Annotated in this window: 12 protein-coding genes; 6 read left to right on the forward strand and 6 right to left on the reverse strand. The window is 68.3% G+C overall.

Annotated features, from left to right (window positions below; all coding sequences use genetic code 11):
* Window positions 1–79 precede the first annotated feature (79 nt).
* From CSW62_RS12805 to CSW62_RS12815, 3 genes are read left to right on the forward strand one after another with little or no spacing between them, the layout of a single operon-like run.
* Window positions 80–1,303: a TolC family protein gene (locus CSW62_RS12805; protein ID WP_099578334.1), complete on the forward strand. Its 1,224-nt coding sequence runs from the start codon at window positions 80–82 to the stop codon at window positions 1,301–1,303.
* Window positions 1,300–2,841: an efflux RND transporter periplasmic adaptor subunit gene (locus tag CSW62_RS12810; RefSeq protein ID WP_099578336.1), complete on the forward strand. Its 1,542-nt coding sequence runs from the start codon at window positions 1,300–1,302 to the stop codon at window positions 2,839–2,841. Before CSW62_RS12805 ends, CSW62_RS12810 begins: the two co-directional genes overlap by 4 nt.
* Window positions 2,838–5,987 (forward strand): efflux RND transporter permease subunit, encoded by a 3,150-nt coding sequence (locus tag CSW62_RS12815; protein WP_099578338.1) that lies wholly within the window; start codon window positions 2,838–2,840, stop codon window positions 5,985–5,987. Before CSW62_RS12810 ends, CSW62_RS12815 begins: the two co-directional genes overlap by 4 nt.
* Before the next feature lie 4 nt (window positions 5,988–5,991).
* On the opposite strand, the gene CSW62_RS12820 is transcribed toward CSW62_RS12815, so the two are convergent.
* Together CSW62_RS12820 and CSW62_RS12825 are read right to left on the reverse strand one after the other, a co-directional pair.
* Window positions 5,992–6,216, reverse strand: coding sequence for a GDCCVxC domain-containing (seleno)protein (locus CSW62_RS12820; protein WP_099578340.1), 225 nt, complete (start codon window positions 6,214–6,216; stop codon window positions 5,992–5,994).
* Entirely contained in the window at window positions 6,213–6,560 is a 348-nt protein-coding gene (locus CSW62_RS12825; RefSeq protein WP_099582283.1) for an MFS transporter permease, read from the reverse strand. Before CSW62_RS12825 ends, CSW62_RS12820 begins: the two co-directional genes overlap by 4 nt.
* Before the next feature lie 147 nt (window positions 6,561–6,707).
* Between CSW62_RS12825 and CSW62_RS12830 the strand changes: the two genes are divergently transcribed.
* Window positions 6,708–7,127: a helix-turn-helix domain-containing protein gene (locus CSW62_RS12830; protein ID WP_099578342.1), complete on the forward strand. Its 420-nt coding sequence runs from the start codon at window positions 6,708–6,710 to the stop codon at window positions 7,125–7,127.
* 54 nt (window positions 7,128–7,181) lie between these two features.
* On the opposite strand, the gene CSW62_RS12835 is transcribed toward CSW62_RS12830, so the two are convergent.
* Window positions 7,182–7,379, reverse strand: a complete 198-nt coding sequence (locus tag CSW62_RS12835) for a heavy-metal-associated domain-containing protein (protein WP_099578344.1) — start codon at window positions 7,377–7,379, stop codon at window positions 7,182–7,184.
* A 169-nt stretch (window positions 7,380–7,548) separates the two neighbouring features.
* On the opposite strand from CSW62_RS12835, the gene CSW62_RS12840 reads away from it, so the two are divergent.
* Complete coding sequence (locus CSW62_RS12840; RefSeq protein WP_099578346.1) at window positions 7,549–7,908, forward strand: copper-binding protein; 360 nt, start codon at window positions 7,549–7,551, stop codon at window positions 7,906–7,908.
* A 26-nt stretch (window positions 7,909–7,934) separates the two neighbouring features.
* Here the strand turns inward: CSW62_RS12840 and CSW62_RS12845 are convergent, their stop codons facing one another.
* The 3 genes from CSW62_RS12845 to CSW62_RS12855 are packed head-to-tail and all read right to left on the reverse strand — an operon-like array spanning window position 7,935 to window position 11,280.
* Window positions 7,935–8,366: a hypothetical protein gene (locus tag CSW62_RS12845; protein ID WP_143324384.1), complete on the reverse strand. Its 432-nt coding sequence runs from the start codon at window positions 8,364–8,366 to the stop codon at window positions 7,935–7,937.
* Window positions 8,363–8,794: a Cu(I)-responsive transcriptional regulator gene (gene cueR / locus CSW62_RS12850; protein ID WP_099578350.1), complete on the reverse strand. Its 432-nt coding sequence runs from the start codon at window positions 8,792–8,794 to the stop codon at window positions 8,363–8,365. The genes CSW62_RS12845 and cueR overlap by 4 nt, the downstream gene beginning before the upstream one ends.
* On the reverse strand, window positions 8,791–11,280 hold the full coding sequence (locus CSW62_RS12855) for a heavy metal translocating P-type ATPase (protein ID WP_099578352.1): 2,490 nt from the start codon (window positions 11,278–11,280) through the stop codon (window positions 8,791–8,793). The genes cueR and CSW62_RS12855 overlap by 4 nt, the downstream gene beginning before the upstream one ends.
* Window positions 11,281–11,603: 323 nt before the next feature.
* Between CSW62_RS12855 and CSW62_RS12860 the strand changes: the two genes are divergently transcribed.
* Entirely contained in the window at window positions 11,604–12,005 is a 402-nt protein-coding gene (locus CSW62_RS12860; protein ID WP_099578354.1) for a DUF305 domain-containing protein, read from the forward strand.
* Window positions 12,006–12,028: the final 23 nt, after the last annotated feature.

The following is a 12,028-nucleotide window of genomic DNA, read 5'->3' on the forward strand; positions in this document are numbered from 1 at the left end:
CAACCGCTCCGCCGGAGCGCCTCTCCCCTTCTCGCGCGGCGGCCGACGCCGCGCGCTACGCGACAGGATCTTCTGTTCAATGCGCTTCATACTGCTTCTGGCGGGCAGCCTTAGCCTGGCCAGCGCGGCCCAGGCTGGCCCTCTGACCTTCGAAGCCGCTCAGCGGCTGGCCCTGCAGTCACCGGCTCTGGATGGAACCGCCGCCGATCTGGAGGCCGCCAAGGCCCAGGGACGGGCGGCCGGCAAGTTGCCCGATCCCAGGTTACGGCTGGGTCTGGACAATGCCCCGATCTCCGGACCGCCGGCCGGGACGTTCGGCGGCGACAGCATGACCATGGTCAGCGTCGGCTTGATGCAGGATCGGCCCAGCGCCGCCAAGCGCGAGGCCGCGCGTCGAGCCGCTTCGGCCGAGGTCTCGACCGCCGGCGCCCGCCAGGCGCTGGTGGCGCGCGAGACGCGGCTGGCCGTCGCCCTGGCCTGGATCGATCTCTACTACACCGACCAGAAGCTGGCCGCGCTCGCCGCGGTCGAGAAAGCGATCACGCCGCTGCGCGACACCGCGCCGGCTGCCTTGACGGCTGGCGACGCTCGCCCGGGCCAGACCCTGGAAGCGCAACAGAAGCTGGCCCTGCTGGCCGATCGGCGCAGCGAACTGCTGGCCGACCGCGCCCGCGCCGCCGCCGAACTGACCCGCTGGACCGGAGAGCCAGGGCCACAACCCATCGGACCGGCGCCCGATTTTCCCATCGACCCCGAGACGCTGCGCGCCGGCCTCCCCGACCATCCCAGCCTCATGGCGCTGGATGCGGCGCGCCAAATGGCCGGAGCCCAGCTGGCCCAGGCCCGCGCCGAGGCCCATCCCGACACCAGTTGGGACATCGCCTATCAGAAGCGCGACGGCGCCTACGGCGACATGGTGTCGCTAGGAGTGACCTTCGGCCTACCGCTGTTTGGCCAATCCCGGCGCGAACCGCTAATCGCCGCCCAGAGCGCGCGGGTTCGCGGCGCGGAGAGCCAGAAGGCGGCGGGCGCGCGCCAACTTCTCGCCGCGCTGGAGAGCGACCTCGCAGACCACCAGATGCACCATGAGCAGTTGGCGAGGGCCCAAGAGACCTTGGCGCCGCTGGCCCAGCAGCGCGCCGACCTGGAGACCGCCAGCTACGGCGCCGGCCGCGCCAGCCTGACCGACGTGCTCGGCGCTCTGCTCGATCTGGCCGAGACCAAGCTTTCGATCCTCGACCGCCAAGCCCTCGTCACGCGCGACAGCGCCAAGATCAACCTGACCTATGGAACCGCGTCATGAGCCGCGCCACGACCCTTTCGCCCCGATCCCTGATCGCGGGCGCCGCCGCCATCGCCCTTCTGGCTGCGGCCGGGGGCTATGGCCTGGGCCAGTGGCGCAAGGCGCCCGTCCCGGCGGCGGGCGATGCGCCCGGCCGCAAGGTTCTCTACTGGTATGATCCGATGGTGCCGGCCCAACGCTTCGACAAGCCGGGCAAGTCGCCGTTCATGGACATGCAGCTGGTCCCCCGCTACGCGGACGAAGCCGCGAGCGCGGCGTCGCCTGGCGTGGCCGTCGATCCGCGCGGCGCCCAGACCCTGGGCCTGCGTTTGGCCCGCGCCGAGATGACGCCGCTCGCCTCTGGCTTGACCGTCCCGGGGTCGATCGACTTCAATCAGCGTGACCTGGCCATCGTCCAGACCCGAACCGCCGGCTTCGTCCAGCGTGTCTATGGCCACGCCCCCGGCGACATCGTCGCGGCCGGCGCGCCGATCGCAGACCTGCTCAATCCCGACTGGGCCGGCGCGCAGACCGAATATCTGGCCGTGCGCCGCGTCGGCGATCCGCGCCTGACGGCTGCGGCGCGCTCACGCCTGGTCTTGGCCGGGATGAGCGAGCCCTTGATCGCCGCGGTCGAGCGCGGCGGCAGGGTCCAGCCGATCTCCACGGTGCGCGCGCCGATCGGCGGGGTGATTCAGACCTTGGACGTCCGGGCCGGCATGAGCCTGACCTCGGGCCAGACCCTGGCGCAGATCAGCGGCCTGTCGAGCGTTTGGCTGATCCTGTCGGCCCCCGAGGCCCAGGCCGGACTGATCAAGATCGGCCAGGCGGTTTCCGCCCAGTTGGCCGCCTTTCCTGGCGAGACCTTCAACGGCCGGGTCAGCGCCATCCTGCCTTCCGCCCAAGTCGACAGCCGCACCCTGCAGGTACGGGTCGAACTGGCCAATCGCGACGGCCGGCTGCGGCCGGGCATGTTCGCCACGGCCAGTCTCGGGAGTGATGCGGCGCCGGTCCTGACCGTCCCCAGCGAGGCGGTGATCCGCACCGGCCGTCGGGACTTGGTGATGCTGGCCCAGGGCGGCGGCCGCTACCAGGCCGCCGAGGTCCGTGTCGGTCGACAGGCCGGCGGTCGCACCGAAATCCTCGGCGGCCTGAAGGCTGGCGATCAGGTCGTGGCCTCCGGCCAGTTCCTGCTCGACTCGGAAGCCAGCCTCGCCGGCTTGGAACCCAGGCCGCTGTCGGCGGATGAACCGGTGAACTCAATGCCGGCGGGTCCGGCCACGAAGTCCGCCGCGCCGGCGATGAAGCCGGCGCCGGCCGCCGCCAAGGCGCTGTTGCAAGCGGAGGGACGCATCGAGGAGATCACCGCCGATACCATCACCCTGAGCCATGGACCGGTGCCGGCGATCGGCTGGCCGGCGATGACCATGACCTTCAAGCTCGATCCGCCAAGCCTGGCTCGGGGATTGAAGGCGGGCGACCAAGCGGCGTTTGGCTTCGAACAACGTCCTGACGGGCCCGCCGTGCGCAGCCTTCGCCGCGTGGAGGCCAGCCGATGATCGCCGCCGTCATTCGCTGGTCGCTGGGCAACCGCTTCTTCGTGCTGCTCGGGGCCCTGGTCCTGCTGGCCGGCGGGCTGGTGGCGCTGCGCGAAACGCCGCTCGACGCCCTGCCTGATCTCTCCGACGTCCAGGTGGTGATCCGCACGCCAGCCCAGGGCCAGGCGCCGCGCCTGGTCGAGGACCAGATCACCTATCCGCTGGCCACCACCATGCTGTCGGTGCCGGGCGCCAAGACCGTGCGCGGCTATTCCTTCTTCGGCGACAGCTTCGTCTATGTGCTGTTCGCCGACGGGACCGATCCCTATTGGGCCCGCTCGCGGGTCCTGGAATCGCTGAGCCAAGTCCAGAGCCGGCTCCCGGCCGGGGCCCGCCCTGCCCTGGGTCCCGACGCCACGGGTGTGGGATGGATCTTCGAATACGCCCTGGTCGACCGAACCGGCCGCCATGACCTCAGCCAACTGCGATCCTTGCAGGACTGGTTCGTGCGCTATGAGCTCAAGACCCTGCCGGGCGTGGCCGAGGTGGCCAGTATCGGCGGCATGGTGCGTCAGTACCAGGTGGTGCTCGACCCGCAGAAGCTGGCGGCCTACGGGGTCACCCACCAGGCCGTGGTCGACGCGCTGAACCGGGCCAACCAGGAAGCCGGCGGCTCCGTCGTCGAGATGGCCGAGGCCGAATACATGGTTCGGGCCAGCGGCTATCTGAGCAGCCTGGACGACTTCGCCGCCGTACCGGTCAAGACCGCGGCCGGCGGCGTGCCGATCGCCCTGGGTCAGGTCGCCACGATCCAGATCGGACCGGAGATGCGCCGAGGGGTCGCCGAACTCAATGGTCAGGGCGAGGTTGCCGGCGGCGTGGTCGTTCTGCGTTCGGGCGAGGACGCGCGCGCCACGCTCAAGGCCGTGCAGGACAAGCTGAAGACGCTCAAGGCCAGCCTGCCGCCAGGCGTTGAGATCGTCACCACCTACGACCGATCGGGCCTGATCGACCGCGCCATCGACAACCTGAAATCCAAACTCTTCGAGGAGTTCATCGTCGTCGCCCTGGTCTGCGCGCTCTTCCTTTGGCATCTGCGCTCGGCCCTGGTGGCGATCATCGCCCTGCCCCTGGGCGTGCTGACCGCCTTCATCGTCATGCGGGCCCAGGGCGTCAACGCCAACATCATGTCGCTGGGCGGCATCGCCATCGCCGTCGGGGCCATGGTGGACGCGGCCGTGGTGATGATCGAGAACGCCCACAAGCATCTCGAACGTTGGGCGCACGACCATCCCGACCAAACGATCGGCGATCGCGAGCGCTGGGACGAGATCGCCGCCGCCGCCGTCGAGGTCGGCCCGGCCCTGTTCCTGAGCCTGCTGATCATCACCTTCTCGTTCATCCCGGTCTTCACCCTGCAGGGCCAGGAGGGGCGGCTGTTCGCGCCGCTGGCCTTCACCAAGACCTATGCCATGGCGGCCGCGGCCCTGCTGTCGATCACCCTGATCCCAGTGCTGATGGGCTATCTGATCCGCGGCAGGATCCCGGCCGAGACCGCCAACCCGATCAATCGGGCGCTGAGCGCGCTCTACGCCCCGGCCCTGGACTGGGTGCTTGGGCGTCCGCGCACCACGCTGGTCATCGCCGCCCTGGTCTTCGCCACCACCCTGGTCCCGCTGTCGCGGCTGGGCGGCGAGTTCATGCCGACCCTCGACGAGGGCGACCTGCTCTACATGCCCTCGGCCTTGCCCGGGCTGTCGGCCGCCAAGGCCAGCGCGCTGCTGCAGCAGACCGATCGGCTGATCAAGACCGTGCCCGAGGTCGACAGCGTGTTCGGCAAGGCCGGCCGCGCGGAGTCGGCGACCGATCCGGCCCCGCTGGAGATGTTCGAGACCACCATCCGCTTCAAGCCGCGCGACCAGTGGCGCCCCGGCATGACCCCGGAAAAGCTGGTCGAGGAATTGGACCGCACGGTGGCGGTGCCGGGACTCTCCAACGTCTGGGTGCCGCCGATCCGCAACCGCATCGACATGCTGGCCACCGGGATCAAGAGCCCGATCGGGGTCAAGGTGTCGGGCGCGAACCTTGATGACCTCGATCGGGTCGCCCAGCAGATCGCCCAAGTCGCCAAGACCGTGCCAGGGGTCAGTTCGGCCCTGGCCGAGCGATTGACCGGCGGGCGCTATGTCGATGTCCGCATCGATCGGGCCGCCGCCGGCCGCTACGGCCTCAACATCGCCGACGTCCAGGCTATCGTCTCGGGCGCGATCGGCGGCCAGACGGTGGGCGAGACCGTCGAGGGCCTGGCCCGCTATCCGATCAGCGTGCGCTATCCGCGCGAGGTGCGCGGCGATCTGGAGGCCTTGAGGGCGCTGCCGATCCTCACCCCGTCCCTGCAGCAGATCACCCTGGGCACGGTGGCCCAGGTGGCGATCAGCGAGGGCCCGCCGATGCTCAAGAGCGAGAACGGGCGGCCGACCACCTTCGTCTATGTCGATGTGCGCGGGCGCGACCTGTCTTCGGTCGTCGCCGATCTGCAGCGGGCAGTGGCCAAGGACATCAAGCCGGTCACCGGCGTGACCATCAGCTATTCGGGTCAGTTCGAATATCTGCAGCGGGCGGTCGAGCGGCTGAAGATCGTCGTGCCGGCGACGCTGCTGATCATCTTCGTGCTGCTCTACCTGACCTTCCGCCGCTTCGACGAGGCGGCCCTGATCATGGGCGCCCTGCCCTTCGCCCTGACCGGCGGCTTCTGGGCGCTCTACCTATTGGGCTTCAACCAGTCGGTGGCCACCGGGGTCGGGTTCATCGCCCTGGCGGGCGTCTCGGCCGAGTTCGGGGTGGTGATGCTGATCTATCTCAAGCAGGCCTTGGCCGAGCGCCAGGGTGTTCTGAGCGACGCCGACCTCAGCCAAGCGATCCGCGAGGGCGCCTTGCTGCGGGTCAGGCCCAAGGCCATGACCGTGGCGGTGATCCTGGCGGGGCTGATCCCGATCCTGATCGGCCACGGCGCCGGCTCGGAGGTGATGAGCCGGATCGCCGCGCCGATGATCGGCGGCATGCTCAGCGCGCCGCTGCTGTCGATGTTCGTGGTTCCGGCCGCCTATCTGCTCATCGAACGTCGGCGTCTTAGTCGGCCTCGCGGCCCCACCATTGCTCATGGATAGCCGGCTAACCGCAGCATGGCCCGCCATCCCCGGCCTGGATCGGCGGGCAGGCGACGTCGCCGTAAGAGCAGTAGACGCAGCAATCGCCCCGCTTTGGCTTGAGCACCACACCGCAACCCTTGCAGTCGTAGAAATACTGGCAAGCGTCCGTCGGCATGGTTTCGGTCTCGCGATGGCCGCAATGCGGGCAGGTCAGCGTGGATCCAAGCGTGATCGGTTTGCGGGTCATGCGCGAGCGCTTCGGATAAGGGTCAAAGCCCAAGGCTCGATGATCGGGCGCCAGGCCAAGGCGAGGAGAACAAGAAGCGTCGCCGCGCTGAGCAGGCCGATCGCCAGCCGCGACGGCGCGCGGTCCGTGCAGTCGCCTCGACGCGGCCGGCTCCGCCGCCAAGTCACGATCCAGCCGGCGGCGATCACGCCAAGCGCCGCGAGCGTGAGCCAGACGCGCTGGCCGGCGGCCCAGCTCAAACCGCCCAGCCCCAAACCCGCCAACGCCAGGGACAAAGGCAGAACGCAGCACGCGGACCATGCGAAAACGGCCCCGAACGCGGCGAGAACCGCCGCGCCGCTCAAGGTGTTCTCCGCTACGCGGCGGGTCCTGTCGCCGGTCTCGGGGCGAGAACCGCTTTTGGTCGTCATATCGTCGTCTCCTGGCGCGTGCGCCACCAGGATGCCATCTGTAGCGGCTACAGACTCAAGCCCCAATCGCAAGGCCCTCCGATGTCCCCCCAGACGATACAGATCGGCCAGCTATCTCGCCTCACCGGCTGCAACATCGAGACGATCCGCTATTATGAGCGCATCGGCCTGATGCTGACGCCGCCACGCAAGGGCCGCTACCGAAGCTACGGCGATGGTGACGTGGCGCGTCTGGGTTTCGTGCGTCGCGCGCGGCAGTTGGGCTTTACCTTGGAGACGGTGCGCGTGCTGCTGGACCTCTCGGCTGGGCCGCAGGGCGCATGCACCGATGTGCGAGACCTTGCGGCGGCGCACCTGAATGACGTGCGTTCGCGGATCGCGGATCTGAGACGGATGGAAGCGGTTCTGACTTCCTCGGTGCAAGCCTGCGACGCCGGGCGCGAGTCCGGCTGCCCGCTGATCCAGACGCTTTATGCGAAGCCTGTCGCCTTGCAGGCGTGACGGCCGCCCCGGCGGACTTGGTCGTCCGCGCCAAAGGTCGGGGTGGCCAAGCGGTCAAGCCGGAGTCACACGATAGCCGGCGGCGGCGATCGCTGCCGATATGCGGTCCGAAGCCGCGGCCGTGGCAATTTCCAGTCGTCGCCCTGCGATATCGGCCCGAACCTTGGCATGGGCGTCCACGCCGCACACGGCCTTGGTGACGGTGGCGACGCAATGGCCGCAGGTCATGTTCTCGATGGTGTAGCGAAGCATCTTGTTCGTCCTTGTTCGACTTCGCTGCAACAGATGGGGCTTCCCATCATGGCAAGGTCAAGAGGCGCCTCGCCGAAATCCTGCTGAGGGATCGGCCTGGGCCGGCGCGTATCTCTCTGGCGCAGGACGGCCCTCTCCGGTCGATCCGCACCGACAGGAGACAAAATCGATGAAGACCTTCCTCGCCGCCGGCGCCCTGTTCCTGGCCCTCACCGGCCCCGCCCTTGCTCAATCCGACATGAAGATGGGCGATATGAAGATGGGCGATATGGCGGGCATGAAGCACGACGCCGCGCCCGCCCCGGCCAAGACGGCCGACGGCCAGGGCGTGATCAAGGCGATCGACGCCAAGGGCGGCACGGTGACTTTGCAGCACCAACCGATCCCGGCGCTGAAGTGGCCGGCCATGACCATGAAGTTCAAGGCCGCTCCGAACGTTCTCAAGTCGTTCAAGGTCGGTCAGGCCGTCAATTTCAAGCTCAAGCCGATGGGCGCTGCAGCCGAAGTCGTGGCGATGTCGGCCAAGTAGCACTTCAGGACGGTTCGCCCGGCGCATCAACGCGGCGGGCGAACAGGTCCGGTGGCCGGCGACGGCCCCGCGGCGCGCGGCGGATCGGCGACCTTGAGGTTGACGCTCGCGGCCTTGGTCGGTTCACCGACGGGCTGAAGGGTGAAGGCCAGCACCCAGTCGCCGGTCATGGGCAGGTCGGCGCGGAACCGAAGCTGGTCATAGTCGAGCGAAGGCTCGAAAAAGGCGGGAAACACCGCTGTTCCACGCCCCGAGGTCAAGCTGACCGTGGCGTCGCGCGCCGACAATCGCGGCATAATGCGGGCGGGTTCGACGGGAGTGACTTTCACCATAATGGTCGTCGCCACGCCGCGGGTCAGGTTTGGCGAAACGGCCTCGAACCTGTAGTCGGCGGCGTTGCCAGCCAGCGGCCCCGCCATCAGGCAGACACCCGACAGCCAAGCCAGAGGCCGCTTCACCGAAAGCCCCGGGACGGAGCTGGCTCGCGCCGTGGCGGCGCGCCCGAACCGAGGTCGGCCAGGATCGGACAGTCGGGCCGATCATCGCCCGCGCAATCGCGAGACAGGTCGCGTAGCGTGTCGGCCATGGCCTGCATCTCCACGATCTTGGCCTCTAGTGCCTGGACATGCCCATCGGCGATCGCCTTAACCTCGCGGCTGGGCCGGACACGGTCGCGCCAGAGCGACAACAGGTGAGTGATCTCCTCGACCGAAAATCCCAGCGAACGGGCGCGGCGAATGAACCTCAGCTCATTGACCTCACGCTCGCTGAAGCTGCGATAGTTGCTGTCGGTGCGGCCGGCGGGCGTGATCAGTTTGATCTGCTCATAGTAGCGGATCATCTTGGCCGAGACCCCGGACGCCTTGGCCGCCTGTCCGATGTTCATGCGTGCGTGCTCCTTGGCTTGGCGGCGGGCAGAGGCGAGGTGAAGGCGCGCAGGCGCAAAGCGTTGGACAGGACGCTGACGCTGGACAGCGCCATCGCGCCGGCCGCCACCATCGGCGAAAGCGACAGACCAAAGGTCGTCGCGAGCGCGCCCGCCGCCACCGGGATCAGGACGACGTTGTAGCCGAAGGCCCAGACCAGGTTCTGGCGGATGTTGCGCAAGGTCGCCCGGCTCAGCGCCAAGGCGTTGACCACGCCGCGCAGATCCCCGCCCATCAGCACGACGTCGGCGCTCTCGATGGCGATGTCTGTCCCCTGCCCCATGGCCAGGCCGACATCGGCGCTGGCCAGGGCCGGCGCGTCATTGACGCCGTCGCCGACGAACGCCGTCGCGCCATGGCGGGCGCGCAGCGCCGCGATCGCCTCGGTCTTGCCCTGGGGCAGCACCTCGGCCACGACCTCGTCGATACCGAGGATTTTGGCGACCGCCTCGGCGGTGCGGCGATTATCGCCGGTGATCATCGCCACCTTCAGGCCCTGGGCGTGCAGGGCGGCTATGGCGGCCGGCGCGGTTTCGCGAATGGGATCGGACACCGCGAGAATGGCCGCCAGTCGTCCGTCGAGCGCCACATAGAGCGGGCTCTTGCCGGCGTCCCCTAGGCGGGCGGCGTCCCTGGCGAAGGGCCCGACGTCCAGCGCCAGGCGCAGCATGTAGCGATCGGCGCCGATCTCGACGCGGTGGCCGGCCACGATCCCTTGCGCTCCAAACCCTGGCGTCGAGGCAAAATCGCTCAACGCGCCGAGCGTCGCGCCTTCGGCCTTGGCCGCGGAGACGATGGCCTGGGCGATCGGGTGCTCGGAACGCGCCTCGACCGCCGCCGCCAGGCCCAGGACCTCGCCCCGGCCAAACCCTTCCGCGAGGATCAAATCGGTCAGTTCGGGCCGGCCTTTGGTCAGGGTGCCGGTCTTGTCGAGCGCTACGACCTTGGCGTCCTGCAGCGCCTGCAGGGCTTCGCCACGGCGGAACAGAACGCCCAGCTCGGCGGCTCTGCCGGTCCCGACCATGATCGAGGTCGGCGTGGCCAGACCCATGGCGCATGGACAGGCGATGATCAGCACCGCCACCGCGTGAACGAGCGCCAAGCCCAGGGCGGGCGACGGGCCGAACACCAGCCAGGCCAGGAAGGTCGCGACGGCCACGGCGATGACGGCGGGCACGAACCAAGCGGTGATCTTGTCGACCAAGGCCTGGATTGGGAGCTTGGACCCCTGCACGGCCTGGACCATGCGCACGATCTGGGCGAGCAGGGTGTCGCCGCCGACCTTGGTCGCCTTGAACCGCAAGGCGCCGGTGGTGTTGACCGTGCCGCCGACCACCAAGGCCCCGACGGACTTCTCGACGGGGATCGGCTCCCCTGTGATCATCGCCTCATCGACAAACGACACACCGTCGATAACGACGCCATCGACCGGGAGGCGTTCACCAGGACGGACCAGCACCAGATCGCCGGGCACGACCTCGCCGATGGCGACCTCGACGGCCTGGCCATCGCGTTCGACCCGCGCGGTCTTGGCTTGCAGGGTCATCAGCCGCTTGATCGCCTGGCTCGTCGCGCCCTTGGCCCGGGCTTCGAACCATCGACCCATCAAGATCAGGGTGACGATGACCGCGGCGGCCTCGTAGTAGACGCCGTCCGTCCCGGCCGGCAGCAGGCCCGGCGCCAGGGTCCCGACCAGCGAATAGCCGAAGGCCGCGCTCGCGCCGAGCACGACCAGGCTGTTCATGTCGGGCGTCAGGCGCAGCAGGTTTGGGACGCCCTTGCGATAGAAGCGCAGTCCAGGCCCGAACAGCACGATGCTGGCCAGAACCAGGCTGATCAGCCGCCAGGCTTGCTCGCCTAGCGTCGCCGCCAGCAGATGGTGGGCGCCTGGGACGAAATGGCGGGCCATCTCGACGACGAAGAGCGGCGCGGTGGCCAGGGCGGCGATCAGAACCGCGCGCTTGAGGCCAGCGATCTCCGCCTCGCGGGCCTTGGCTTCGTCGTCGCCGGCGTCGCCGCTGGCGTCTGGCGCCAGGCTCGCCGTGTATCCCGCCTCGGCAACTACCTTGATCAGCGCATCGGGGTCCAGAGCGCCGCGCGCGCCGCTGACGCTAGCCCGTTCTGTGGCCAGGTTGACCACCGCCCGCTCAACCCCAGGCGCCTTCAGCAACGCCTTTTCGACGCGAGAGACGCAAGATGCGCAGGTCATGCCGACAATGCGCAGATCGATCGTCTGATCGACGAGATCATAGCCGGCCTGGCGGATCGCGGCGCCGATCGCGATGGGATCGCCGCCTTCAACGTGAACGCGCTTGGCCGCGAGATTGACGCTGGCGGACGTCACGCCCGGCACGGCGGCAACCGCCATTTCGACCCGCCGCACGCAGGACGCGCAGGTCATTCCGACCACGGGCAGGTCCAGGATGTTGAGGTTTTGGTCGGGCATCGACTGTCTCCTGTTCTCGATGCCCAGCTTTGTGATCCCTCCCATCATGGGAAGGTCAAGGCGGTGTTTGGCGGCGCCCGAGAGGTGTACGCGCCGGCCCAGGGCTTCCCCTCATCGGAAGGTTTCTCTGCAAGTCGAAAAACACTCACCACACACACGACAGCCGATCCAAATCATCCAATCCATACCTACAATGATGGGAATGTTCGATGGATGTATGTGCGCTCGTATTCGGCAACGAATACCTTCGATTGCTGTTCTAGTCGGGCGACCAGCGCCGCTCTTGGCGCGACCGGATCAGCAGCACTCTGGAAGACGAACAAATGCGCAAGATTTTGACTACGTTATGCGTGGCGGGCCTGCTCGGCGCCGTCGGCGCCGTCGGCGCCGTCGGCGCCTCGGCTCGGTCCATGGCCGGGCACGACATGAAGGGCATGGATATGTCCAAGACCAGCATGAAGGGTCACGCTCAGATGGGCCGCGACGCCTTGAAGATGGACGAAATGCGGATGAGCAAGGCGATGATGGCGGCCAAGGCCTCCGACTTCGACGTGCTGTGGGCCAGGAAAATGATCGCTCATCACCAAGGCGCGATCGACATGAGCCAATCGCTGCTCAAGCACGGCGGCGACGCCGAAGCCAAGCGCATGGCGCAGATGACCATCGACGAAAACACCAAGGCCAAGGCCGAATTGGAGGCTTTCGTCCGCAAGCACGGCGGATAGGCTGCCTGTAGAAACTGGCGCCG

It is taken from the genome of Caulobacter sp. FWC2 (assembly GCF_002742625.1).
Taxonomy (GTDB): Bacteria; Pseudomonadota; Alphaproteobacteria; order Caulobacterales; family Caulobacteraceae; genus Caulobacter.

Bases quoted from the DNA above. Each gene is read 5' to 3' on its own strand.
- CSW62_RS12805 (WP_099578334.1), top strand. From the start codon at position 80: ATGCGCTTCATACTGCTTCTGGCGGGCAGCCTTAGCCTGGCCAGCGCG.
- CSW62_RS12810 (WP_099578336.1), top strand. From the start codon at position 1,300: ATGAGCCGCGCCACGACCCTTTCGCCCCGATCCCTGATCGCGGGCGCC.
- CSW62_RS12815 (WP_099578338.1), top strand. From the start codon at position 2,838: ATGATCGCCGCCGTCATTCGCTGGTCGCTGGGCAACCGCTTCTTCGTG.
- CSW62_RS12820 (WP_099578340.1), bottom strand. From the start codon at position 6,216: ATGACCCGCAAACCGATCACGCTTGGATCCACGCTGACCTGCCCGCAT.
- CSW62_RS12830 (WP_099578342.1), top strand. From the start codon at position 6,708: ATGTCCCCCCAGACGATACAGATCGGCCAGCTATCTCGCCTCACCGGC.
- CSW62_RS12835 (WP_099578344.1), bottom strand. From the start codon at position 7,379: ATGCTTCGCTACACCATCGAGAACATGACCTGCGGCCATTGCGTCGCC.
- CSW62_RS12840 (WP_099578346.1), top strand. From the start codon at position 7,549: ATGAAGACCTTCCTCGCCGCCGGCGCCCTGTTCCTGGCCCTCACCGGC.
- cueR (WP_099578350.1), bottom strand. From the start codon at position 8,794: ATGAACATCGGACAGGCGGCCAAGGCGTCCGGGGTCTCGGCCAAGATG.
- CSW62_RS12855 (WP_099578352.1), bottom strand. From the start codon at position 11,280: ATGCCCGACCAAAACCTCAACATCCTGGACCTGCCCGTGGTCGGAATG.
- CSW62_RS12860 (WP_099578354.1), top strand. From the start codon at position 11,604: ATGCGCAAGATTTTGACTACGTTATGCGTGGCGGGCCTGCTCGGCGCC.